Here is a 23,589-nt window from a genome sequence, read left to right on the forward strand (position 1 = left end):
CCGGCGCGGTCACGAAAGTTCGCATTGCACTTTTGCCGTCGTTTTGATTTATGGGCGGGAGCCTAACGGGTTAAAGAATCTACGGGAGTCATCGATGACGAACATGCAGGATCGGGAAAAGGCCTTCGAGGCCAAGTTCGCGCTGGACGAGGAGCTACGCTTCAGGGCCGAAGCACGCCGCAACAAGCTGGTCGGCCTGTGGGCCGCGGGCCTGCTTGGCAAGACCGACGGCGAGGCGGACGCCTATGCCAAGGAAGTCGTTGCCGCCGATTTCGAGGAAGTCGGCCACGAGGACGTCGTGCGCAAGGTCAAGGCCGATTTCGATGCTGCCGGCATTGCCCGCAGCGAAGACGAAATCCGCGTCCAGATGATCGAGCTCCTGGCCGTCGCCATCGCGCAGCTCGAAGTGGGCTGATCGGCGCTCTGCCGCGATACCATGTTTCGAAAAGCCGTCCGGTACTGCCGGGCGGCTTTTTTCGATTCTAGCGGGTGACGGCCCTGCGGACCTCGCTCTGGAGGTCGCGTACGGTGCCGCCCTGGTGGCGCCATTCCTGGCGGCGCACGAAATCGGGAATGGCCGCGGCCGGCATGGGTCTGGCGAGCGCATAGCCCTGCAGGATGTCGCAGCCGAGATCGCGCATAATGGCGACATGGGCCGGCGTCTCCACGCCTTCGGCGACGACTTCGATGTTCAGCGAGCGGCCGATCTCGACGATGGTGCCGACGAGCTTGCGCTGGCCGGGGGAGCGGCTGACCGGCTTGACGAGCTGCCGGTCGATCTTCAGCCGGCGCGGCGAGAGCTTCATCAGGCTGATGATCGAGGCGTGGCCGGTGCCGAAATCGTCGATCTCGATGTCGATGCCGAGTTTGCGCATCTCGGCGAGGTTTTCCAGCACGGTGCGGTCGCAATCGTCGAGGAAGATCGATTCCAGGAGTTCGAAGGAAAGGGACTTCGGACGGATGGCGAGCGTATGCAGCGAGCGTGCGAGTTCCGGGTCGTGCAGGCGCTTGGAGGAGACGTTGACCGAGATCTTTTCGATGCCGAGGTCGAGCGCTTGCCAGTCGGCATAGTCGCCAAGCGACTTTTCCAGCACGATCCGGTCGATCATCGCCACGCAGTCGAGATCCTCGGCGATCTTCAGGAAGGTGTCGGGTGCGAGGATGCCGCGGGTCGGGTGGTCCCAGCGCGCCAGCGTCTCGACACCGACGACGTCGAGCGTACGGGCGCAGAACTGCGGCTGGTAATAGGGCAGGAAACGCTGCTGCTCGATGCCGGTGAGAATTTCGTCGGCCGTCTGCTTGTTGACGATGATCTGAGCCTGGAAGTCGCTGGTGAAGAACTCGTGCCGGCTGCGTCCGCGGTTCTTGGCGCGATAGAGCGCAAGGTCGGCATTGACGAGAAGCTGTTTGGCGTCGATGCCGGCGCCCGACTGGCTGGCGATGCCGACGCTGGCACCGAAGCGGCAGATGTGGCCGTTGAAGGTGACGGGCTTGCGCATCGCCGCGACAATCGCCTCGGCGAGCATGGCAAGGTTGCGCCCGGCAGAGCCAGCGGACAGGAAGACGAACTCGTCGCCGCCGATGCGGGCGACGAAGTCATCGGGACCTTTCAGTTCATTCAGCACGCCGGCGGCGTGCACGAGCATCTGGTCGCCGGCAAGGTGCCCCAGCGTATCGTTGATTTCCTTGAAGCGGTCGAGATCGATATGCAGCACGGCAAGGCGGCTGCCGGTCTGCTGTGCCTGCCGCGCGGCAGCCTCGATGGTGGTATCGAGATAGCGGCGGTTCGGCAGGCCGGTCAGGTGATCGTGCAGGGCGGTGTATTCGATGCGTGCCCGGGCGGCTTCCAGTTCCGCGTTGCGCGCCTCTGCCAGGTCCTTGGCATGTTGCAGCTCCTCCTGCAGCCGCATGTCGTCCGTGACGTCCCAGTTCACGCCGATGAGGCGTGGTGCGCCGGCGATGTCGACATAGGGGGCCGCACGGCTGCGGATGTGACGGATTTCGCCGTCGCCGCGGATGATGCGGAACTCGTTGGCGAAATCCTGGCTGCGGGTAAGATTGTCGTTGACCTTTGCCTTTGCTTTCGACTGATCCTGCGGATGAAGCGTCCGTTCCCACGTGCCGGCGTCCGGCTTTTCCGTAACGCCGTACATCTCGATCATGCGGTCGTCCCAGCGGACCTCGCCGGTCTGCAGGTTGACGTCGAAGACGCCAATGCGCGAGACGCCGAGCGCCAGCTCCAGGCGCCGCGACATCTGGGCGAGGCGTTCTTCGGCTTCCTTGCGCTCGGTTATGTCCGTGTCCGTGCCGGCGATGCGGGTCGGCTTGCCGTCAGCCCCGTAGTCGACGACGGCGCCGCGGCTCTCGATCCAGACCCAATGGCCGTTCTTGTGGCGCTCGCGATAGGAGAACATGTTGAACGGCGTCTCGCCGGTCTCCTGCTTGTGGATTTCCTCCAGGACATGCGCCCGGTCGTCGGGATGCACGCACTGGAGCCATCCCTCCAGCGAGGCATCGATGGGTTCATCCGGCCGGAGGCCACGGATCGCCCGCCATTGGCGGGAATAGAAGAGGTCGCCGCGGGCGAAATCGTGGTCCCAGACGCCCTGACCAGCGGATTCGAGCGCATGGTTCCAGCGGCTTTCGCGCTCCGCCAACTCGAGCGCATTGCGCTTGCGCTCGTCGATATCAGTGGTCTGGACGATGAGGGCGGGCGCCAGCGGCTCGCCGGGCAGAACAGGCGCTTCGACGAAGGACGCGAGGACCCAGAATTCGGCGCCATCCGGCCGCTGCAACCGGATCTCCCACGGTGTCTGCTCGGCAAGGCTCGGGCGCATCGCAAAGGTGATGACGGCGCGGTCCCTTGGCGAGACGCAGTCGGGGAAGGGCGGTAGCCGGGAGGGAGAAGAGACGCCGAAGGCTCGCAAGAACGTCCCGTTTGCGTCGAGGATGCGTCCTTCGGAATCGAGAGCGGCAAAGCCGAATCCGGACCGTGCGAAAAGCCGGCGATAAAACGGCTCACGCTCCGTTTCATGCACGGCAATGGAGGTCGAACCGGATGGTTTGGCCATGAAACGCGGCGCCTGCTTGGAACTCAACAGGATCAGCGTGCCGGATTTCTATGAAATTCCTCTTAATGGTGTACCGGAGGCACACACCACGCGGGGGTGTACGCCACTTGGGCGCTTATTAGTCGGGCGCCTTGAGGCGGCTCAGGAACTGGGCGAACACCATCGTGCCTTCCGGCCAGGGGCCATGCCCGGACTCCGTGTTGATATGCCCGGCCTCGCCCGCATCGAGCAGCATCGAGCCCCAGGCGGCAGCGATGTCGTCGGCATGCTCGTAGGTGCCGAAGGGATCGTTCCGGCTCGCCACGACGAGCGAGGGGAAGACGAGCGGCTCGCGTGGATAGGGGCCGAAGGTCATCAGGTGTTTCGGCCGGATACCGTCGTTGGCGACATCGGGCGGCGCCACGAGAAAGGCGCCGGCGACCTTGTTGCCAAGATGCGGAGCGGCATGGATCGCCGCCGCGACGCCCAGCGAATGGGCGACGAGCACGACGGGCTTGCTGGCGGCCGCGACCTCGTCGATCACGCGCTGCACCCAGTCCTCGCGCACGGGCTTGGACCATTCGGCCTGCTCGACGCGCCGCGCCGAGCCGAGCTTGGACTGCCAGCGGCTCTGCCAGTGCTCGGGTCCGGAATTGGTGTATCCGGGGACGATGAGGATTTCTGCTTCTGAGGCTTTCATGCGCCGGCATGTGCGTTCACGAAGTGCTGAAGTCAAGGGGGAGGGACAAATCATCGCTGCGGGTGTATGATTCCACCCCTTCAATGCCAATCACGGCCCGTCGTGCTGGCGGACGATTGCCCTCCACGCGCGTGCCGAGACGGTCTCGAACCGGCAAGGAGGAATTGTCATGACGACATTTCATGTGATGGCAGGCCACGACGCGATGGTGGCGCACCCGGCGATCCGGCGGATCGGCATGTCCGATGTGATGGATGCGCTTCGCCTCGGCTTCGACGATTTTCGCGCCAAGCCGTCCCACTACGTCTTTCTCAGCCTCATCTATCCGATCGCGGGCGTGGTGCTCGTCACCTGGAGCTCCGGCGCCAACATGCTGCCGCTGATCTTTCCGCTGGTGGCCGGTTTCGCACTGCTCGGCCCGTTCTTCGCCATCGGCCTCTATGAGATCAGCCGGCGGCGCGAGCGGGGCATGGACACCTCCTGGCGCCATGCGCTGGAGGTGCGCAACTCGCCGGCCCTGCCATCCATCCTCGCCGTCGGCGCCATGCTGATGTCGCTGTTCATCGCCTGGCTGGTCTTTGCGCAGGTGCTCTATACCAGCCTGTTCGGGCCGGAACCGCCGCAGTCGCTGGCCCTGTTCCTTGCCTCGGTCTTCGGCTCGGAGAACGGGTTGCTGCTGATGCTCGCCGGCAATGCCATCGGTTTCTGCTTCGCGCTCGTGGTGCTGGCGACGACCGTGATCGCCTTTCCCATGCTGCTCGACCGGGACGTCGGCGCCGTGGCAGCGATCGAGACCTCGCTGCGCGCCACATTGGTGAACCCGGTGCCGATCGCCTGCTGGGGCCTGATCGTTGCCGCGCTGCTGATCGTCGGCTCCATCCCGGTCTTCGTCGGCCTCGCCGTGATCATGCCGATCCTCGGCCATGCCACCTGGCATCTCTATCGCAAGATCGTCGTCGACGAGCGACGCTGACGCGGTTTTTTGCGGGCGGCACGCGCCGGGAGGAGAGTGCAAGGCCGCCCGTCAGAGGGGAGCGATGGCGCCATTGGCGCCATCGCTGTTTCCGGCGGTCATTTGGTCAGCGGATAGCATTTGTCGGTGGAAAACGCGCCGTCCTTGAAGCCGATCTGGCAAATGACGACGGTGTCGTCCTTCTCCAGAAAGACCGCATAGCTTTCGGCGATCGGCGATACGTTGATGATGTCGTAGCCGGCGGTCAGAAGGTCGATGACGGATTGCGGTGTTTGTGCTTGCGCCGTTCCGGCAAACAAGGCCGTGGCGAGAAGCGCGGCAGCAGGAAACCTCATGTTCAGCCCCCAGGATGGCGTGCGTCATTGCACGCAAGGGAAGTCTAATACAGAGGGACCGGCCGGCGAAGAGGCTTCGCCGGCCGGCTTCGGCAAGACGGTTACACGGTGCCGAAAACGCGGCGGAAGATCGTGTCGACGTGCTTCGTGTGGTAGCCGAGATCGAATTTTTCGCGGATCTGCTCCTCCGAGAGCGCGGCGCGCACCTCGGCATCGGCCAGAAGCTCTTCCAGGAAATCCTTGCCCTGTTCCCAGACCTTCATCGCATTGCGCTGCACGAGGCGATAGGAATCCTCGCGCGAAACGCCGGCTTGCGTAAGGGCAAGCAGAACGCGCTGCGAGTGAACGAGACCACGGAACTTGTTGAGATTCTTCAGCATGTTGTCCGGGTAGATCACCAGCTTCTCGATGACGCCGGCAAGCCGGTTCAGCGCGAAGTCGAGGGTGATCGTCGTATCGGGGCCGATGCCGCGCTCGACGCTGGAGTGGGAAATGTCCCGCTCGTGCCAGAGCGCCACATTCTCCATGGCGGGGGTGACGGCCATGCGCACGAGACGGGCAAGGCCCGTCAGGTTTTCCGTCAGCACCGGGTTGCGCTTGTGCGGCATGGCGGACGAGCCCTTCTGGCCCGGCGAGAAGAACTCTTCCGCCTCCAGCACTTCCGTGCGCTGCATGTGGCGGATCTCGATGGCGACGTTCTCGATGGACGAGGCGATGACGCCGAGCGTGGCGAAGAACATGGCGTGGCGGTCGCGCGGGATGACCTGCGTGGAGACCGGCTCCGGCGTCAGGCCCAGCTTGGCGCAGACATGCTCCTCGACGCGCGGATCGATGTTGGCGAAGGTGCCGACGGCACCGGAGATCGCACCGGTAGCGATTTCCGCGCGGGCGGCAACGAGGCGGGCGCGGTTGCGGTCCATCTCGGCATAGAAGCGCGCGAGTGTCAGGCCCATCGTCGTCGGCTCGGCGTGGATGCCATGGCTGCGGCCGATGCGGATCGTATCCTTGTGTTCGAAGGCGCGCGTCTTCAGCGCCGCAAGAACACGGTCCATGTCGGCGAGAAGGATGTCGGCGGCGCGCACGAGCTGGATGTTGAAGGTCGTGTCGAGCACGTCGGAGGAGGTCATGCCCTGGTGCACGAAGCGGCTGTCCGGGCCGACGAACTCGGCAAGGTGCGTCAGGAAGGCGATGACGTCATGCTTGGTGACGGCCTCGATCTCGTCGATGCGGGCGACGTCGAATTCGGCCTTTCCGCCCTTTTCCCAGATCGTTTCGGCCGCCGATTTCGGGATGACGCCGAGCTCGGCGAGCGCATCGCAGGCATAGGCTTCGATTTCGAACCAGATGCGGAACTTCGTTTCGGGCGACCAGATGGCGACCATGTCCGGTCGGGAATAGCGAGGGATCATCGGCTCTAGGCTTTCCTTGGGAGGGTGGGAATTGCCGCCGCTTTAGCAAAGATGGCCGGCAAGCTCAACGTTTGGATCGGGAGAGCCACAGGCTGGCGCCCGCAACAACCGGCAATCCGACCGGCAGATAGAGGCTGAGGCCCATGACGAGAAACTGGTAGACCGCCCCGGCTATGGTGAAGACGAACTGGTAGAGCCAGATGCGCGTGCCGGGCGGGTGGTGCCATTGCGCGTAGAACAGCCGGTAGTCCAGGGCGAAGAAAAAGGCCGTCACGGCGATGGTGCCGAGGCTGAGCAGTGCGAAATGGGCGGCAAAACGGGTTTCGAACGGCCGGTGGCGGGTGAGGACACGGGCCACCGGCAGGGCGATGGGCCAAGCGGCAAGGCCTCCCGCGAAATAGATCGCGAGGATGCGCAGAAGCTGGAAGTTTTCCGCGCGGCCCTGCAGCGTCAGCGAGACAACGGCACAGGCCGCCATCAGCGCGCCCCAGCCAAGGGCGCCGCCAAGAAGGACCGGCAACGGCGGGAAGATCGGCGCGGACGGTTTCAGCCTCGCAGCGCCCGTGTCATCCCGTGCCGCCGCGGCCAGCTCCACGATCAGGGCCGGAAGGGCACGGCGATCCAGCGGCCGTCAGCGCCCTCGAAACCGAAGCTGCGCACCAGAACGAGCGCGACGTGGACCGGGTCGCCATCGAGCGGATTGAAGGTGAGCGCGCCGGAAACCTGGTAGGAGAGCGGGCAGGCGCGGCTGTCGGGTATCCGCGTATCCTCGTGCACAACCGTGTCGGCCGTCTCGCCATCACGCTTGACGAGCTTCAGGCGAAACCCCTTGCCGCCGTCCGGCGTGATGTCGCGGCATTTGTCGGAAAGCGCCAGCGGGATTTCCTCCAGCGCAAGGGCGAAACTGCCGCCCGGCGTCGGTTCGACCGCATATTGCAGATATTCGATACGGTTGCGGTCGGCGCCGACTTCCCCCATCGGGTTGAAGGCGGCCAGAACGCCGGGATTGGAGAGCACCTTGTGCGTCTCGATCAGTGCCTTGGCCTTGTCGCGGCTTTGCGCGCGCACCGTGGCGATGTCGGCCGCCTCGTCGTCGATGCGCACGCGGATCGGTGTGCCCGAGAGATAGGCGTCCTTCGCCGTGTCGATGAAATAGACGTTGGAATAGGGAAAGCCGGAGCCGTCCTGGACGCCGAATTCCTCGGAGGCGTAGACCTTGCCGTCAGGCGAAAAGCCGAGCGACTGGAAGGTCGAGAAGTCGCCGGCGGTGGCCGCCGTCGCTGCCAGCAGGCAGGCTGCAAGCGCGCCTGCCGCTTTCCGGAAAATCGTCACGCCCGCGCTCCCTCCGCATTGCCGCGCAAAGTGTCGATGGTTTTGCGATAGGCGTCAACATGACCGCCGCTGAAGATGGCCGAGCCCGCGACGAAGACATTGGCGCCGGCAGCGGCCGGCATTGCGATCGTATCGACCGCAATGCCGCCGTCGACCTGGATGTCGATCGGCCGGTCGCCAACCATTTTCCGCACGCGGCGCAGCTTTTCCTGCATGGCGGGAATGAACTTCTGGCCGCCGAATCCGGGATTGACCGTCATGACGAGGATGAGGTCGATTTTGTCGAGCAGGTAGTCCAGCACGCTTTCCGAGGTGGCCGGATTGATCGAAACGCCCGCACGCTTGCCGAGCGCGCGGATCGCCTGCAGCGAGCGGTCGAGATGGGGACCGGCCTCGGCATGCACGGTGATGCCGTCGCAGCCGGCCTTCGCGAAGGCTTCCAGATAGGGGTCGGCGGGTGCGATCATCAGGTGGCAGTCGAAGAAGGCGTCGGTGTGCGGGCGCAGCGCCTTGATGACGTCGGGGCCGAAGGAGATGTTCGGCACGAAATGGCCGTCCATGATGTCGAGGTGGATCCAGTCCGCCCCGGCCGCAACGACGTCGCGCACTTCCTGGCCGAGTTTCGCATAGTCGGCGGCGAGGATGGAGGGCGCGATCCGGATGGGAAGGGTCATGTCAGGCTCCGTGAGCAAGGAATTTTGGCGTCGCCATACCACTCCCGGCAGGGGCGAACAACGGTTGAATTACCGCAGGGCCCAGCTTGGCAGCGCGTCGCCGGGCATCGGCGTCGCATCGTGCACGCCGCGGGCGATGGCGCGCGCCATGGTGGCGGCAGCGGCGGCGCAGAGCGTGATGAAGTCCTCCGGCGCCGGCCGGCGGCCGCTCCCGCCGGTCGCAAGCGCGAAGACGAGGTCGCCGTCGAGCGGCGTATGGGCCGGCCAGAGGGCGCGGGCAAAACCGTCATGCGCGGCAATCGCCAGCCGCTTCGCCTCGGCCTTGGTAAGGACCGCATCGGTGGCGATGACGGCGATCGTCGTGTTCTCGGTGCCGGTCGGCCGCCGGGACAGCTTCGTGCGCGGCGTGCTGGCTTCGGGCGGGAAGGGGAAGGGCAGGCCGAGACCGCCGAATTCGTTCGCCTCCTCGAAGGGCGCTGCCCAGAAATGCCGCGTATCGCCGACGGTGGCGGAGCCGAGCGCATTGACCGCCACGAGCGCGCCGATCGTGAAGCCGCCCTCGACCACACTGGAGGCGGTGCCGAGCCCGCCCTTGTAGGTTGCCGTCAGCGCGCCGGTGCCGGCACCGACGCTACCGGTGGCAAAATCCGCTCCCGCCCCGGCAAGCGCCGCATAACCGAGTTCGCGATAGGGCGGGTAGCGCCCCCAGTCCTTGTCGCTGCCGTTCATCAGGTCGAAGAGGATGGCGGCCGGGACGATCGGCACGCGGTGGGGGCCGACGGCAAAGCCGCGCCCCATTTCGCGAAGGCCGGCCTGAACACCCGATGCCGCATCGAGCCCGAAGGCCGAGCCGCCGGACAGGACCAGCGCGTCGACGGTCTCGACGGTGTTGTGCGGCTCGAGAAGATCCGTCTCGCGCGTGCCCGGCGCGCCGCCCAGCACCTGCACGGCAGCCGTCGCCGGTTCGGTGCAGAGGACGACGGTGACGCCGGAACGAAGGCGATGATCCGTGGCGTTGCCGACCGCGAGCCCGGCGACGTCCGTCAAACGGTTGTTCGGGCCGGGCCGCATCATTCGCTCTCCGGCGCCGCCTCGGCCGGCACGAAGGCGCCGGCGCGCCAGACGAGCAGGCGATAGGGATTTTCGCGCAGTTCATGGTCGGCGCCGAAGGCGACCGTGCCGAGCGCCGTGGGGAAAGGCTCGCCGGAAAGCGCCGTTGCCAGATCGCCCCCCCGGCTCGCTGCCATCGCAAGGACGGTGACGGCGGCATGGGCCGGCAGCACGTAGCCTTCTGCAAAAATGTTCTTTTCCTTCATCGCCGCCGCGATGGTTTCGCCTTCCGGCAAGGCTTGGTAATCCGGCAGCGCGATCGCCTCGACGCCATCGGTCATCGGCACGAGCGGATCGGCGCCCAGAAGGGCTTCGCCGCCGATAAGTGTCAGCGCCACCTTTTCCGCCTTGGCATCACGCGCGATCACCGCGATATCCGTCCGGTCGCCGCCGACGAAGACGCGGGTGACCCCCGTCTGGGCGAGGCGACGAACGAGGGTGAGCTGCTGTTCCTGTGCCGGGCGGTAGGTATCGACGAAGGCGGCCTTCATGCCGACCTCCTCCAGCCGCAGCCGGATCGTCTCGACCAGTTCGCGGGCATGGATCGTGCCGTCGTCGATCAGCGCGAACGGCTCGGCCTTCCAATCCCTGACGATGACCTCCACCGCCTTGTCGGCCTCCGCCTTCGGCCCCGGGGCGAGGCGGAAGAGCGGCCATTTCTTCTTCAGCGCATCCTCCATGAGGATGCCCGAGCGCACGGAAAGCGTGATTGCCGGCACCTTCGCCTCGGCAAGGGCGGGCAGGGCGGCTGCAAGCCCCTCCGTGCAAAGAAAGCCGACAGCGGCGACAGCGTCTGCCGCAAGGATCGCCTTGCCGATCGCCGCGCCGTCGCTCTCGTCGCAGGCCTCGGGAATATCCACCACCGTGTCGCCGTTCGCCTGTGCGGCGAAGCGGGCGCCGTCGCGCACCTGCTGGCCGAGAATGGCGAGCGGTCCTTCCGTCGGCGCGACCACGGCAAAGGTGAGGCCTGCCGCTGCCGCGGGAGAGGCGGCAAGCACCGAGGCGCCGAGCAGGCAGGCAAGGAAAGCGGCTCTCATTCTCAATCCATCGATCACGATGATGCTCTTTGTAAGGAACGGGCCGGCAGCGTCAAAGAGAAATATCGATGCAGGGAGCGGCCTTGTCTCTGACGGGACAGGAAAATTCGAGAACGGGGCTTACATTTTTCTTCACTTTCGCCATGTATCACCTGTGGTGAAGGAGAATGCCGTGTTGGACAGATTGATGCTGGACCCGTCGCTCTACCGTGATGCGATGAGCCGCTATGCCGGCCATGTGCAGATCGTGACGACGGCACATGCGGGCGAAAAGCGCGGGGTGACGATCACCGCCGCCTGCTCGGTGTCGGACAGTCCGGCCATGGTGCTCGCCTGCGTCAACGCGTCCAATCCGAAGAACGCGATCTTTTCGAAGAGCGGCAATTTTGCGCTCAACACGCTCTCGGCCGGTCAGGTCGATCTTGCCAACGCTTTTTCCGGTCGGGATCCGTCGCTGACATCCGAGCAGCGCTTTGCCATGGGCAACTGGCAGGACCTGGTGACCGGTGCGCCGGTTCTGAAGGATGCGCTGGCCGCCTTCGATTGCCGGCTCGTCGAGCTCAAGGTCATGGCGACGCATATGGTGCTGATCGGCGAGGTGATGGGCGTCTCCTTCGGGGAGCCCGGACAGGCCCTTCTCTATATGGACCGGGGCTACCACACGCTATAAGTTCGTTCTTCCAGACGGAGGAATGGCGTGGCCTATCAGCGCGGAAACATACCGCAATCCATCGACGAAACCCTGGACATGCTGGCGGCGGGCAACTATCTCGCCGGCCGGTCGCTGGCAACCGTGCTGTTTCTCGCGCTGCGCATGAAGCGCCCGCTCTTCCTGGAGGGCGAGGCCGGCGTCGGCAAGACCGAGATCGCCAAGGTGCTCGCGGCCGCGCTCGACCGCCCGCTGATCCGCCTGCAATGCTACGAGGGCCTCGACATTTCCTCGGCGGTCTACGAGTGGAACTATCCGGCGCAGATGCTGGAGATCCGCCTTGCCGAAGCCGCCGGCACCACGGATCGCGGCCGCATCGAGGCCGATATCTTCTCCGGGCGCTATCTCATCCGCCGGCCCGTCCTGCAGGCGCTGTCCGCGCCGGATGGCCGGGCGCCGGTCTTCCTGATCGATGAGCTGGACCGCACAGACGAGGCCTTCGAGGCCTTCCTCCTTGAAGTGCTTTCCGATTTTCAGGTGACGGTGCCCGAGCTCGGCACCATCCGTGCCGCAGAGCCGCCCATCGTCATCATAACGACGAACCGCACCCGCGAGGTGCACGACGCGCTGAAGCGCCGCTGTCTCTACCACTGGGTCGACTATCCCGCCGCCGTGCAGGAGCTGGAGATCATCCGTCGCAAGGTGCCGGGCTGCAACGCGGCGCTTTCGCGGGAGGTCGTCGCCTATGTGCAGAAGCTGCGCGGGCTCGATCTCTTCAAGAATCCGGGCGTCGCCGAAACGATCGACTGGGCGACGGCGCTTACCGAGCTCGACCGTGTCGCGCTCGACCCGGAAACCGTGTCCGACACGCTCGGGACCCTGCTCAAATACCAGGACGATATCGCCCGCATCGAGGGTGCGGAGGGGCGCAGGCTGCTGGACGGCGTGAAGGCCGATCTGGCGGCGGCGAACTGAGCGATGGTGGCGGCGGACAACAGCCTGCCGGGCAACGCCTTCGATGGGCGGCTTGCCGACAATATCGTGTTCTTCGCCCGTGTTCTGCGCAAGGCGGGCCTGCGCATCGGGCCGGCGGCGGTGACGGATGCCATCGAGGCGGTGCAGGCGATCGGCATCGGCGAGCGCGAGGAATTCTATACGGCGCTGCACGCGACGCTGGTCAAGCGGCATGAGGACGACGCGGTGTTCGACGAGGCGTTCCGGCTTTTCTGGCGCTCGCGCGATCTCGTCGGCAAGATGATCGCGCTGATGTCGCCGGTGGTGCGGCGCGATGAAGAGCGCGAAAAACGCAAGGCGGGCGAGACGCGCGTCTCCGATGCGCTGTTCGGTGGCCGGCAGGACGAGCGGCGCCTGCGCGACGAACCGGATATCGAGATCGACGCCCGGTTCACGGCCTCCGGCAGCGAGGTGCTGCGCAAGACGGATTTCGCGCAGATGTCCGCGGTGGAGCTTGCCGCCGCCAAGCGTGCCATCGCGAACCTCGTGCTGCCTCTCGACGAGGTGCGCACGCGCCGTTTCCGCCGGTCTACCCGGCCGGTGGCGATCGATGCGCGCGCCACGATGCGCCACGCCATGCGCACCGGCGGCGCGCTGATCCTGCCGCGCCACCGGAAGCCGAAGACGGTGCATCCGCCGCTCGTGGTGCTGGCCGACATTTCCGGCTCAATGAGCCAGTACACACGCATCTTCCTGCATTTCCTTCATGCGCTGAGCGAGCACCGCCACCGCTTGCATGCCTTCCTGTTCGGCACGCGGCTCAGCAATGTCACGCGCCAGATGCGGCACCGCGATCCCGATGTCGCGGTGGAGGCGTGCAGCCAGTCGGTCAGCGACTGGTCCGGCGGCACGCGCATCGGCGAGACGCTGAAGGAATTCAACCGGCTCTGGTCGCGCCGCGTGCTGGGGCAGGGCGCGGTCGTGTTGCTTATCACCGACGGGCTGGAGCGTGAGGGCATCGACCTCCTGGAAAGGGAGATGGACCGGCTGCACCGCTCCTGCCGGCGGCTCGTCTGGCTCAATCCGCTCCTGCGCTTCGAAGGGTTCGAGGCGCGGGCGCGCGGGGTGCGGGCGATGCTGCCGCATGTCGACGAATTGCGGCCGGTGCACAATCTGGAGGCCATGGCCGACCTGGTGGCGGCGCTTTCCGGCGAGGCGCCGCGCGGCACCGGCGATCCGCGGCGTTTCCTGCCGGCGGCATGAGGAGGGGAAAATGGAGACCAACGACGTGCTCGATCCACTGGCCATCGCGGAACGCTGGATGGACGACGGGCGCATGGTGGCCCTCGCCACCGTCATCGAGACCTGGGGTTCGGCGCCGCGCCCGGTCGGCAGCCATCTGGTGATCGACGGCGAGGGCAATTTTCACGGCTCGGTCTCCGGCGGCTGTGTCGAGGGCGCTGTCATCGGCGAGGCGATGGAGGTGATCGCCGATGGCGAGCCGCGTCTTCTGGAATTCGGCGTCGCCGACGAGACCGCCTGGCGCGTCGGCCTGTCCTGCGGCGGGCGTATCCGGGTCTATGTGGAGCGCGTCGGCTGATGGACCCCTATCTCCTGCGCAAGCTGAACACGGAACGTGCCGCCCGTCGCGCCGTCATCCACCTCACCGATCTCGGCGACGGCCGCGACCGGGTGATTCGCGAGGGCGATCCGGTCGCCGGTCCGCTCGGCGAGGCGGTCACGGGTGCTTTCCGTTCCGGCCGGTCCGTTTTGGCGGAGGTCGAGGACCGAAAATTCTTTCTCAACGTCCATCTGCCGCCCGCCCGCATCGTCGCCATCGGCGCGGTCCATATCAGCCAGGCGCTGGCGCAGATGGCCGGTGTCGCCGGTTTCGACATCACCATCATCGACCCGCGCACCGCGTTTGCGACGGAGGCGCGTTTTGCCGGCATCGACCTTGTCGCCGATTGGCCCGAGGATGTTTTGGCGGCCCGTCCGCTGGATGCCTACACTGCCCTTGTCGCCGTCACGCACGATCCGAAGATCGATGACTTCCCGCTGTCGCAGGCGCTGTCCACCGGCTGTTTCTATGTCGGCGCGCTCGGCAGCCGGAAGACCCATGCCAAGCGCGTGGAGCGCCTGACGGCGCTGGGGCATGGCGAGGCGGAGATCGCCCGCATCTCGGCGCCTATCGGCCTCGACATCGGCGCCGCCAGCCCGGCGGAGATCGCCGTCGCCATCCTGGCCGACATCGTGGCACACCTGCGCCGCCGGCCGCTCGCCGAGGCTCGCCCATGATCTTCGGGGAGGTTCCGGTTTCCGAGGCCGTGGGTGCGCGGCTGGCGCATGGCGTGCGCGTCGAGGGCCTGTCGCTGCACAAGGGGCATGGGATGACGCAGGCGGACTGCGACGGGCTGCTGGCCGCTGGCGTCGCGACCGTCATCGCCGTGCGCCTCGAAGCCGGCGACCTCGACGAGGACGCGGCGGCCGCGCTGGTCGCCGGGGCGATCTCGCCGGATCACCTGACTTTCAGCCCGCCCACAACCGGGCGCATCAACCTCCATGCCACGGCCAACGGGCTCTTTGTCGCCGACCGGGCTGCCATTGACCGGTTCAACCGGGTCGATCCGGCCATCACCATCGCCACGCTGCCGGACCATGCCAGCGTGGCGGCCGGCGACATGGTGGCGACGATCAAGATCATTCCGCTGGCGGTGGCCGGCGACCTTGCGCGAAAGGCGGCGGCGGTGATGGCCTCCAGCCGGGCGCTGGAGGTCAAGCCGTTCGCACCCCGCCGCGTCGCCCTGGTCGCGACGGAATTGCCGACGCTGAAGCCCTCCGTGATGGACAAGACGCGCCGGCTGCTCGAACAGCGCCTCCATCCCTCCGGCAGCCGCCTGACCGGCGAGGCGCGGGTGCCGCACAAGGCGGCCGGCGTCGCCGAGGCGATCCGCATGGCTGCGGCAGACAACGACCTCGTGCTGGTCTTCGGCGCTTCTGCCGTCACCGACGGCAATGACGTCATCCCCGCGGCCATTCGGGCTGCCGGCGGCGTGGTCGAGCATGTCGGCATGCCGGTCGATCCCGGCAACCTTCTGGTCCTCGGCCGCTTGGGCGCGGTGCCGGTCATCGGCGCACCCGGCTGCGCGCGCAGCCCCAAGGAAAACGGTTTCGACTGGATCCTCGCCCGCATCCTCGCTGGCGAGACGCCCGGTCCCATGGAGATCACCGGCATGGGCGTCGGCGGCCTGCTCGCCGAAATTCCGAGCCGGCCGCAGCCGCGCGATGTCCGCACAGCGGAGCGGCCGCTCTGCGTTGCAGCACTGGTGCTCGCCGCCGGCCGCGCCAGCCGCATGAACGGTAGCCACAAGCTGCTCGCCGCCTTCGACGGCAAGGCGCTCGTCCGCCGCTCGACGGAGGCGGCGCTGGCCGCGCGGCCGGCGCGCGTGCTGGTGGTGACGGGGCACCGGGCGGAGGAGGTGGAGGCGGAGCTATCCGGCCTTAAGGTCGATCTCGTGCGCAATCCCGACCACGCGCAGGGCATGTCGACATCGCTTCGCGCGGGTGTCGCCGCCCTCGGCCCGGGCTGCGACGGCGTCGCCGTCATGCTGGCGGACATGCCGCATGTCACCGGTGAGGACGTGCGACGGCTGCTCGACGCCTTTGCCGCGGCCGGCGGCCATGCCGTCGTGCGGGCGGTCTCCGGCGGAAAGCGCGGCAATCCCGTTGTGCTGCCGCGTACCACCTTTGCCGCAATGCTGCAGCTTGAAGGCGATGTCGGCGCGCGCCATATCGTCGAGAGCGCCGGGCTCGATGTCATCGATGTGGAAATCGGCGCGGCGGCACATATCGATGTCGACACGCCGGAGGCGGTGCTGGCCGCCGGCGGGGTCCTGAAGGGGTAGGGCATGGATCGGGACGCAATCGAGGAAATGTTCCAGGCGCTGGGACCGGTGACGATCAAGCGCATGTTCGGTGGCAAGGGCATCTACCACCAGGGCCGCATCCTGGCGCTGGAGGTCTACGACGAGATCCTGCTCAAGGCCGACGAAATCAGTGCGCCGGATTTCGCGGCGGCCGGCTGCCGCCAATGGTTCTACGACGGCAAGAGCGGCAAGCCGGTAAAGATGCCTTACTGGTCCGTTCCCGACGAGGCCTTCGACGATCCCGACCTCATGGCGCTCTGGGTTCGCCGGGCCTATGAGGCGGCACTGCGCGCGAAATAACGGCAGGCCGGGAAACGCGGCATTCAAACTTGACTTATATTGTCATGTTGTCCATTACCGGTCTGTCCGCGCGTCAAAATTGCGCGGGCAGTGTGCGGTGAGGTCTCCATGAAAAAGGTTCGTTTCCACGCGTCGGCGCTTCTTGCGGGCACGGCCATGGCGCTTGCGCTGCTGGCAGCCGCCAATCCCGCAGCCGCGCAGGACGCGACCGCGACGGACCTCGAGCAGATCAATGTGGAAGGCGACAATGACGGCGACGGCATCGTCGATGTTCCGGCCGGTGTCTCGACCGCCGACCGCGAGAAGATCCAGGATCGTTATGCCGGCGACGTGATGCAGGTCCTGCGCTCGGCACCGGGAACGTTCACGCGCGAACCGGCGGACCAGCCGGGCATCACCGTCAACATCCGCGGCATGCAGGGCATGGGCCGTGTCAACAGCATGATCGACGGCGTGCCGCAGACCTTCAGCAACCTCTCCGGTCACGGCGGTACCTTCGATAGCCTGCTCTATGTCGAACAGAACATGCTGGTCGGCGTCGACGTGACGCGCGGCGCGGTCTCGGGCGCCGAGGGCATGGGTACGCTGGCGGGCGCCGCCAATTTCCGCACGCTCGACGTCGACGACGTGCTGCTGCCCGGCAAGGACTATGGTGTGATGACTTCGGTGCGCGCCGGCACCAACGGCTTCGATTATTCGCGCCTTGTCAGCGGTGCCGTACGCACCGGGATGGGCGAGGGCGAAATCGGTATCGTCGGTGCGCTCAGCGACACGAAGAAGAGCCTTTACGAGAACGGCTCGGGCATCCTCTACCCGAATGCCGGCGACCAGCATCCGAAGTCGGGCCTCTTCAAGGTCAACCTGTCGCCGAATTCCGATCACACGCTGTCGCTCGGCGGCGTCTGGTACGGCAACGAGTTCCTGCCGGGCAGCTCCGGCTACAACTGGATTGTCGAGAACCAGACCTATACGGCGAAATACCGCTACCAGCCCGGCAGCGACCTGATCGACCTCTCGATCAACGCCTATCTCAACATCACCGATCTCGAATTCGACGGCACCAACGGCAATGTCAGCACCTTCGACGGCCGCAAGGGCACCAACACGACGACCGGCTTCGACATCTCCAACCGCATGCGCTTCGACCTTGGCGAGGAAACGGAGCTGAAGCTCACCTATGGCGGCGCCTACAGCCGCGACCGCTACGAGGGCAACGCCAAGCGCGGCGCCAATCCGGACGGAACGCTGGTGAAGGCGGGCGTTTTCAGCGAGGCGACGATCTCCCACGGTATCTTCGACCTGACCGGAGGCTTGCGCTACGATTACTGGTCTCTTGAAGGCATCAGCGGCTACGACGCGCCGGGCACGAACGGCTGCGCTGCCGGCGGCGATCCGTGCCCGATGGACACGCTGTCGCGCGATGGCGGCGACCTCAACCCGAAGATCACCCTTTCGGCCCGTCCGCTCGAATGGCTGCAGCCCTATGTGACCTATGCCCACACCGCCCGCCCGCCGACGGCGGCCGAGATGTTCTATCCCGGTGGCCACAGCTTCGACGGCTCTTCCGACCCGGTCAACAACAACCCGAACCTCCTGCCCGAAAAGAGCAGAGGCTGGGAGCTCGGCGTCAACATGACGACGGATGACCTTCTGACACCCGGCGATTCCGCCTGGCTGAAGGTCGGCTATTTCCACAACCGCGTCCGCGACTACATCACCTATGCCATCGATACGGATGGCGCGGCGCGCTGGGTCAATGTGGATGGCACGACCGTGATGAAAGGGCTGGAAGTGGAGGGCGGCTACGATACCGGCCGCTACTATGCCGGTTTCTCGTTGACGCTTGCTGACACCAACCAGCCGGAAGGCTCCGCCGCCGGCGTCGGCAGCGATACGGGACAACTGCCGGACGATTTCCTGACGATCGATGCCGGCATGCGCTTCCTGGAGGAAACGCTCACGGTCGGCGGCCGGATGCGCTATGTCGGCAAGAGCAGCCAGGCCTATATCAATCAGGACAGGGCTTTCGACGTCGACGCCTATACGCTGTTCGACGCGCACGCTTCCTGGCAGATCAACGAGAATGCAAAAGTCTTCTTCAATGTCGAGAACGTCTTCGACACGACCTATATGAAGGCGAATTCCGGCCTGATGGACAATTATGGCGGCGTCAAGAACGGCCGCGGCCGCACCTTCATCATCGGCGCGACGGCCCGGTTCTGATCCGGGCCGGTCTCCGGCAGGCAAAACCCGTTAGCGGCGGAGCGCGGCCACCGCATCTCTGGCGAAGCGCGACAGCGGCTCGGGCAGGGCGTCGAGAGCGAACCAGCCGAATTCCGGCAGCTTTTCCGGCTCCATGACGCGCGGCTCGCCGGAAAAGTCCTCGGTCACATAGATAAGCGACAGCCAGTGCTGGCGTTCCTCGACGATGATCTGTTCGGAAACACAGAGAAAATCGACGGCGCCGATCGTCAGCCCCGATTCCTCCTCCGCCTCGCGGCGGGCGGAATCGAGCGCGCGTTCCATGTGATCGACCTTGCCGCCGACGATGTTCCACGCGCCGGCTTCCGGCGCACGCAGGCGCCGGTAGAGCAGGAGCTTGCCCTCACGCAAAATGGCCAGGCCGCAACCGAGGCCTGGCACATCGATGCCTGGAATGGACATTCTGGAAGATCAGGCCTTGCCGGCGATCAGCATGAAGGCCGGAACCTCGTCGCCGAAGCCGAGCGGCGTCGGGCCATCATCCTCGTCGCGACGGTAGCGGTTGCGGCGATCGCGGCTGTCGTCATTGGCCGGACGCGGCGCACTATGGTTTGCGGCACGCGGATTGCGAGCGGGATTCTGCGGCCGCCCTTCCGCCTTGCGTTCAGCTTTCACGGCTTCCACCTTCTCTTCAGTCTCGCTGGTCTCGATACGGGGCTCGGCCGAACGGGTTTCCCCCTTGCGGCCACGGGAGCGGTCGCGATCACGACCGCCGCGTTCACGGCCGTTGCGAGGACGTTCCTCGCTTTCGACCTGTTGCGGCAGCTCTTCCAGATTGCCGCTCAGCCACTCGACCTTCTGGTCGATCAGCTTTTCGATGGCGTCGACGAACTTGGTGTCGCGCCTTGAGACCAAAGTGAAGGCGGCGCCCGAGCGGCCGGCACGGCCGGTGCGGCCGATGCGATGGACATAGTCCTCGGCATGGATCGGAACGTCGAAGTTGAAGACGTGGCTCACGTCCGGAATATCGAGGCCGCGCGCGGCGACATCGGAGGCGACGAGCAGCTTGATGTTGCCGTCCTTGAAATTCGCAAGCATGGTCATGCGCGAACGCTGGTCCATATCGCCATGCAGCGCGCCGACGGAGAAGCCGTGGCGATCGAGCGAACGGAAGAGATCCGCCACATCGACCTTGCGGTTGCAGAAGATGATCGCGTTCTTGAGATCCTGCTGGGCGCGGATGAGATCGCGCAACGTCGCGCGCTTCTCATAGTCCTTGCTGTGGGTGGCAACGAGCCGCTGCGTCACGGTCTTGGCCGTGGAAGACGGTGGGGCCACCTCGACACGCTCCGGGTTCTGCAGGAAGCGGTCGGCCAATTTCTGGATTTCCGGCGGCATGGTGGCCGAGAAGAACAGCGTCTGGCGGGTGAAGGGGATCAGCTTGGCGATGCGCTCGATGTCGGGGATGAAGCCCATGTCGAGCATGCGGTCGGCTTCGTCGATGACGAGGATCTCGACGCCGGTCATCAGCAGCTTGCCGCGCTCGCAATGGTCGAGCAGGCGGCCGGGGGTGCAGATCAGCACGTCGGCGCCACGCTCCAGCTTGCGATCCTGCTCGTCGAAGGAAACACCGCCGATGAGGAGAGCGACATTCAGCTTGTGGTTCTTGCCGTATTTCTCGAAGTTCTCTGCAACCTGGGCGGCAAGCTCGCGTGTCGGCTCCAGGATGAGCGTGCGCGGCATGCGGGCGCGGGCGCGGCCTTTTTCCAGGAGCGTCAGCATCGGCAGAACGAAGGAGGCGGTCTTGCCGGTGCCCGTCTGGGCAATGCCGAGAATGTCGCGCCGCGCGAGGGCCGGCGGAATGGCGCCAGCCTGGATCGGGGTCGGGATCGTGTACCCGGCATCGGTGACGGCGGACAGGACTTTCGGGCTCAGGCCAAGATCAGCAAAAGTGGTCAAAGGGAAAACAGTTTCCGTTCCGGTTCTTGCGAACGCAATGGGTTCAGCGGCCCTATCGCCGCGAGGATGCAGCGCAGATATGCCGAAAGTGCCGGAAAGTCAAGGAATTCAGCGAATTTGGTAAATCGGCGAGCGATTTGAAGCCCATGGCCGATATTTTTGCCATGCGGAGCCGCTTCGTCTCGCGTAACGTCAATCCATATAAGTCGTCAGCTTCATGCCGGCAGTGAGGAAACGCATCGGGTCGAGCGCCTTGCCGTCGCGGCGCACCTCGTAGTGCAGATGCGGGCCGGTGGAGCGGCCAGTCGAGCCGGAAAGCCCGATGGGCGCGGAGGCTTCAACGTGGTCGCCGATCTTGACAAGAACGCGGGACAGGTGGGCGTAGCGCGTCTTCAGGCCGTTGCCGTGATCGATTTCAACCATGTTGCCATAACCACCGTTGCGCCCGGCGACAACGACCGTGCCCGCGCCGGTTGCGCCGATTTCCGTGCCCGTGCCGGCGCGAAAATCGATGCCGGCATGCAGCGCGAGACGGCCGAGGAACGGGTCGGTGCGGTTGCCGAAACGGCTTGTGATGCTGCTGGCGGGCGAGGGGTTGCCGAAAGGCAATTTCCGCACGCTACGGCGCGCGGTATCGAGGCGATCCAGCGCCGTGTCGAGATCGTTGATCGAGGCCTCGAACGGATCGGTGACGTCCACCGGCTCGACGAACGGGCCGCCGATCGCCGTTTCCGAATCGCCCCCGGCTGCCTCCTCGGTGACATCCAGGCCGGTGCGGCGCACGATGGTCTGGATGGCATCCGCAGTCTGCGAGGCGCCTGTCGTCAAAGACTGGATGCGGCTGATCTGGTCATGTTCGAGGTCCTTCAGCGAAAGCGTGACCTTCGAGAAGAGCCGGTCGGCACGGTCGGCCACTGATTCGCCGGTCGCCGCATAGGCGAGCTGCGTCGTCTTCTGCGATGCGCCGGTCATGCCCATGATGGCGTTGATGGCGCCTGCCGCATCGGCCCGCCGCCCGTCCACGACCGGCGTCTCGCCGGTGAGGGGGGCGGTGTCGGTTGCCGCCGTACCGGCATTGTCTGTGCGGTTCAGGAGTGCGTCGAGCTTGCCGTGACGCGTGGAGAGAGCGAGCTGCTGCTGCATCAGCTTCTCGACCTTTTCCTCGACGACCTGCTGATCGAGCAGCTGGCGGCTGGTGACGCGATCGACCTGGGCGCGCAGCGCAGAGATGCGGTCCTCGTAGTCGTGCTGCATGCGGGCCTGGCGCGCCATGGTGGCGCCGATCAGGTCGTCGCGCAGCACGAGATAGGACGTGGCGGCGAGATAGCCGACGGTGAACATGCCGGCAAAGCAGAAGGTGACAGCGGCCATCCAGGGGCGGATGGTCATGTGGCGGATCCGGTCGCCGCTCGCAAGGATCACGACATGCTGCTGCGCGCGTTTTCCGAAGATGCGGTTTTCAGGACGCTCCGCCACCATTTTCTCCCCGACCGATTCTTTAAGGTCTCGTGCGGGGAATTACACATTGTTAGGGTTAACAAAGGCTTTCCCGGAGGTGGCGTGCCCCCGGAATATCAGCTTTGACTGACGGAAACGAGCGCGCGATAGAAGGAGGGTGTCAGCCCTGCCTCGGCGCGGGCCACATCGTTGAACGGTGGCTTCAGCGGCCCGCGAAAATTCGTCCGCACCAGTTCCTTGAAGGTGGCCGACGGATCCTTCTTCTCGCGGGCGCAGAGAAAGCGGAACCATTTGGCGCCCACCGCGACGTGGCCTTTCTCGTCATTGTAGATGATGTCGAGGATATCGGCGCTGGCATCGTCGCCGGTCTCGCGCATCTTGGCCTGCAGCGTCGGGGTCACATCGAGCCCGCGCGCTTCCAGGATAAGCGGCACGACGGCAAGGCGCGCGGTCAAGTCGTTGCGCGTGTCGTGTGCGGCCTGCCAGAGGCCGTCATGGGCCGGCAGGTCGCCATAGTCGGCGCCGAGATCACGCAGGCGGTCACGGATGAGGCGGAAGTGCTTGGCCTCCTCGAAGGCCACCTGCATCCAGCCGTCGAAGAAGGAATGCGGCACGCGCTCCGTGGTGAAGCGCGCAACGATGTCGAGCGCGAGGTCGATGGCGTTGAGCTCGATATGGGCGAGGGCATGGAGAAGCGCGATGCGGCCCTTCAACGTGTGCAACGAACGCTTTTCCATGTGTTTCGGTGGAATGAGTTCCGGCTTTTCCGGTCGGCCCGGCCGCACCGGCAGGGCCGGGTCAAGCGGCGAGCGCATCGAAAGCGTGCGGGCGAACCAGCGGCGCGCCGTCTCCTGCGCCAGCGCCGTCTTCAGGTCGAGGTCGGCGGCCGCGATGGCCGCCGTGGTGCCGCCCCGAAGGCTTTCAATATGGGGAAGTTCGGTCATTTCAAACTGTTGCCTTGAAAATCTAAAGCTTTTTAGCGGCTTCCAGTACGGCCTCGACATGGCCCTTGACCTTCACCTTGTGCCAGATCTCGGCGATCACGCCTTCGGCGTCAACGAGTATGGTCGTGCGCTCCACGCCCATATAGGTGCGTCCATACATGCTCTTTTCCTTCCAGACCCCATAGGCTTCCAGCGTCTGGAGGCTCTCGTCCGAGGCGAGCGGAACGCCGAGTTCATGCTTCTTGACGAACTTGTCGTGCTTCTTCACGGGATCGGGCGAAAGGCCGACGAGGGCGACGCCGGCCGCCTCGAAATCCGCCCTTGCGGCGGTAAAATCCTTCGCTTCCGTCGTGCAGGCTTCCGTGTCATCCTTCGGGTAGAAGAACAGGACGACGGGCCGGCCGCGCATCGCTGAGAGGGAAATGCTTCCACCGCCATCGCGCGGAAGGGTGAAGTCCGGGGCAACGGCGCCCGGGGCCAGTTCTGCCATGGGATTTCCTTTCTTTGGCCGGCTTTTTGAGTCAGGGAGCCGGCCTCCCGCATATATAGTGGCAGGCAGAATCGTCCAGCGGCGAGC

At 65.6% G+C, this 23,589-nt stretch carries 24 protein-coding genes; 10 read left to right on the forward strand and 14 right to left on the reverse strand.

The features are described 5' to 3' along the window. Positions 1 to 94 precede the first annotated feature (94 nt). Complete coding sequence (locus P9A16_RS26335; protein ID WP_023516477.1) at positions 95 to 415, forward strand: DUF1476 domain-containing protein; 321 nt, start codon at positions 95 to 97, stop codon at positions 413 to 415. 67 nt (positions 416 to 482) lie between these two features. On the opposite strand, the gene P9A16_RS26340 is transcribed toward P9A16_RS26335, so the two are convergent. Beyond that, on the reverse strand, positions 483 to 3,071 hold the full coding sequence (locus P9A16_RS26340) for a sensor domain-containing protein (protein WP_023516478.1): 2,589 nt from the start codon (positions 3,069 to 3,071) through the stop codon (positions 483 to 485). A gap of 118 nt (positions 3,072 to 3,189) precedes the next feature. Further along, positions 3,190 to 3,750, reverse strand: a complete 561-nt coding sequence (locus tag P9A16_RS26345) for an RBBP9/YdeN family alpha/beta hydrolase (protein ID WP_023516479.1) — start codon at positions 3,748 to 3,750, stop codon at positions 3,190 to 3,192. Between the two features lie 169 nt (positions 3,751 to 3,919). On the opposite strand from P9A16_RS26345, the gene P9A16_RS26350 reads away from it, so the two are divergent. Then, a complete protein-coding gene (locus tag P9A16_RS26350) occupies positions 3,920 to 4,723 on the forward strand; it encodes a DUF2189 domain-containing protein (RefSeq protein WP_023516480.1) in 804 nt (267 codons plus the stop codon). A gap of 98 nt (positions 4,724 to 4,821) precedes the next feature. Here P9A16_RS26350 and P9A16_RS26355 read toward each other — a convergent pair whose 3' ends face one another. From P9A16_RS26355 to P9A16_RS26385, 7 genes are all read right to left on the reverse strand, one after another. Next, entirely contained in the window at positions 4,822 to 5,058 is a 237-nt protein-coding gene (locus P9A16_RS26355; protein ID WP_023516394.1) for a hypothetical protein, read from the reverse strand. A gap of 101 nt (positions 5,059 to 5,159) precedes the next feature. Then, the gene (gene purB, locus P9A16_RS26360) at positions 5,160 to 6,467 is read right to left on the reverse strand and encodes an adenylosuccinate lyase (RefSeq protein ID WP_023516395.1); all 1,308 of its coding nucleotides are present in this window, start codon (positions 6,465 to 6,467) and stop codon (positions 5,160 to 5,162) included. A gap of 64 nt (positions 6,468 to 6,531) precedes the next feature. Beyond that, complete coding sequence (locus P9A16_RS26365) at positions 6,532 to 7,062, reverse strand: hypothetical protein (protein ID WP_023516396.1); 531 nt, start codon at positions 7,060 to 7,062, stop codon at positions 6,532 to 6,534. Between the two features lie 2 nt (positions 7,063 to 7,064). Further along, positions 7,065 to 7,799 carry a DUF2259 domain-containing protein gene (locus P9A16_RS26370; protein ID WP_023516397.1) on the reverse strand — a complete coding sequence of 245 codons (735 nt, stop codon included), beginning with the start codon at positions 7,797 to 7,799 and terminating at the stop codon, positions 7,065 to 7,067. Beyond that, positions 7,796 to 8,473 (reverse strand): ribulose-phosphate 3-epimerase, encoded by a 678-nt coding sequence (gene rpe / locus P9A16_RS26375; RefSeq protein WP_023516398.1) that lies wholly within the window; start codon positions 8,471 to 8,473, stop codon positions 7,796 to 7,798. The genes P9A16_RS26370 and rpe overlap by 4 nt, the downstream gene beginning before the upstream one ends. Positions 8,474 to 8,542: 69 nt before the next feature. Next, positions 8,543 to 9,547 carry a P1 family peptidase gene (locus tag P9A16_RS26380; protein ID WP_278026037.1) on the reverse strand — a complete coding sequence of 335 codons (1,005 nt, stop codon included), beginning with the start codon at positions 9,545 to 9,547 and terminating at the stop codon, positions 8,543 to 8,545. Further along, the gene (locus P9A16_RS26385) at positions 9,544 to 10,620 is read right to left on the reverse strand and encodes an ABC transporter substrate-binding protein (RefSeq protein WP_024271047.1); all 1,077 of its coding nucleotides are present in this window, start codon (positions 10,618 to 10,620) and stop codon (positions 9,544 to 9,546) included. Before P9A16_RS26385 ends, P9A16_RS26380 begins: the two co-directional genes overlap by 4 nt. Before the next feature lie 187 nt (positions 10,621 to 10,807). Here P9A16_RS26385 and P9A16_RS26390 point away from each other — a divergent pair, with 187 nt between their 5' ends. The 8 genes from P9A16_RS26390 (at position 10,808) to P9A16_RS26425 (ending at position 18,672) form a co-directional block, all read left to right on the forward strand. Next, the gene (locus tag P9A16_RS26390) at positions 10,808 to 11,290 is read left to right on the forward strand and encodes a flavin reductase family protein (protein ID WP_081870678.1); all 483 of its coding nucleotides are present in this window, start codon (positions 10,808 to 10,810) and stop codon (positions 11,288 to 11,290) included. A 78-nt stretch (positions 11,291 to 11,368) separates the two neighbouring features. Continuing rightward, a complete protein-coding gene (locus P9A16_RS26395; protein WP_051758743.1) occupies positions 11,369 to 12,244 on the forward strand; it encodes an AAA family ATPase in 876 nt (291 codons plus the stop codon). A 3-nt stretch (positions 12,245 to 12,247) separates the two neighbouring features. Beyond that, positions 12,248 to 13,486, forward strand: coding sequence for a vWA domain-containing protein (locus P9A16_RS26400; RefSeq protein WP_023516915.1), 1,239 nt, complete (start codon positions 12,248 to 12,250; stop codon positions 13,484 to 13,486). A 10-nt stretch (positions 13,487 to 13,496) separates the two neighbouring features. Next, positions 13,497 to 13,823, forward strand: a complete 327-nt coding sequence (locus tag P9A16_RS26405; RefSeq protein WP_023516916.1) for an XdhC family protein — start codon at positions 13,497 to 13,499, stop codon at positions 13,821 to 13,823. Beyond that, positions 13,823 to 14,521, forward strand: coding sequence for an XdhC family protein (locus tag P9A16_RS26410; protein WP_023516917.1), 699 nt, complete (start codon positions 13,823 to 13,825; stop codon positions 14,519 to 14,521). Before P9A16_RS26405 ends, P9A16_RS26410 begins: the two co-directional genes overlap by 1 nt. Next, complete coding sequence (locus P9A16_RS26415) at positions 14,518 to 16,128, forward strand: NTP transferase domain-containing protein (protein WP_024271048.1); 1,611 nt, start codon at positions 14,518 to 14,520, stop codon at positions 16,126 to 16,128. Before P9A16_RS26410 ends, P9A16_RS26415 begins: the two co-directional genes overlap by 4 nt. A 3-nt stretch (positions 16,129 to 16,131) precedes the next feature. Further along, entirely contained in the window at positions 16,132 to 16,449 is a 318-nt protein-coding gene (locus P9A16_RS26420; protein ID WP_023514215.1) for a TfoX/Sxy family protein, read from the forward strand. Positions 16,450 to 16,557: 108 nt separating this feature from the next. Next, positions 16,558 to 18,672, forward strand: coding sequence for a TonB-dependent receptor domain-containing protein (locus P9A16_RS26425; RefSeq protein WP_023514216.1), 2,115 nt, complete (start codon positions 16,558 to 16,560; stop codon positions 18,670 to 18,672). 30 nt (positions 18,673 to 18,702) lie between these two features. On the opposite strand, the gene P9A16_RS26430 is transcribed toward P9A16_RS26425, so the two are convergent. The 5 genes from P9A16_RS26430 to P9A16_RS26450 all read right to left on the reverse strand — a co-directional run bounded on the left by P9A16_RS26430 (position 18,703) and on the right by P9A16_RS26450 (position 23,502). Beyond that, positions 18,703 to 19,113, reverse strand: a complete 411-nt coding sequence (locus tag P9A16_RS26430) for an NUDIX hydrolase (protein ID WP_023514217.1) — start codon at positions 19,111 to 19,113, stop codon at positions 18,703 to 18,705. Between the two features lie 9 nt (positions 19,114 to 19,122). Further along, entirely contained in the window at positions 19,123 to 20,610 is a 1,488-nt protein-coding gene (locus tag P9A16_RS26435; RefSeq protein WP_023514218.1) for a DEAD/DEAH box helicase, read from the reverse strand. Between the two features lie 192 nt (positions 20,611 to 20,802). Next, positions 20,803 to 22,089 carry a peptidoglycan DD-metalloendopeptidase family protein gene (locus P9A16_RS26440; RefSeq protein ID WP_037408360.1) on the reverse strand — a complete coding sequence of 429 codons (1,287 nt, stop codon included), beginning with the start codon at positions 22,087 to 22,089 and terminating at the stop codon, positions 20,803 to 20,805. Positions 22,090 to 22,184: 95 nt separating this feature from the next. Further along, on the reverse strand, positions 22,185 to 23,012 hold the full coding sequence (locus P9A16_RS26445) for a ferritin-like domain-containing protein (RefSeq protein ID WP_024271049.1): 828 nt from the start codon (positions 23,010 to 23,012) through the stop codon (positions 22,185 to 22,187). A gap of 22 nt (positions 23,013 to 23,034) precedes the next feature. After that, on the reverse strand, positions 23,035 to 23,502 hold the full coding sequence (locus tag P9A16_RS26450) for a peroxiredoxin (protein WP_024271050.1): 468 nt from the start codon (positions 23,500 to 23,502) through the stop codon (positions 23,035 to 23,037). Positions 23,503 to 23,589 lie beyond the last annotated feature (87 nt).

It is taken from the genome of Shinella sp. 838, assembly GCF_029623935.1.
GTDB lineage: Bacteria > Pseudomonadota > Alphaproteobacteria > Rhizobiales > Rhizobiaceae > Shinella.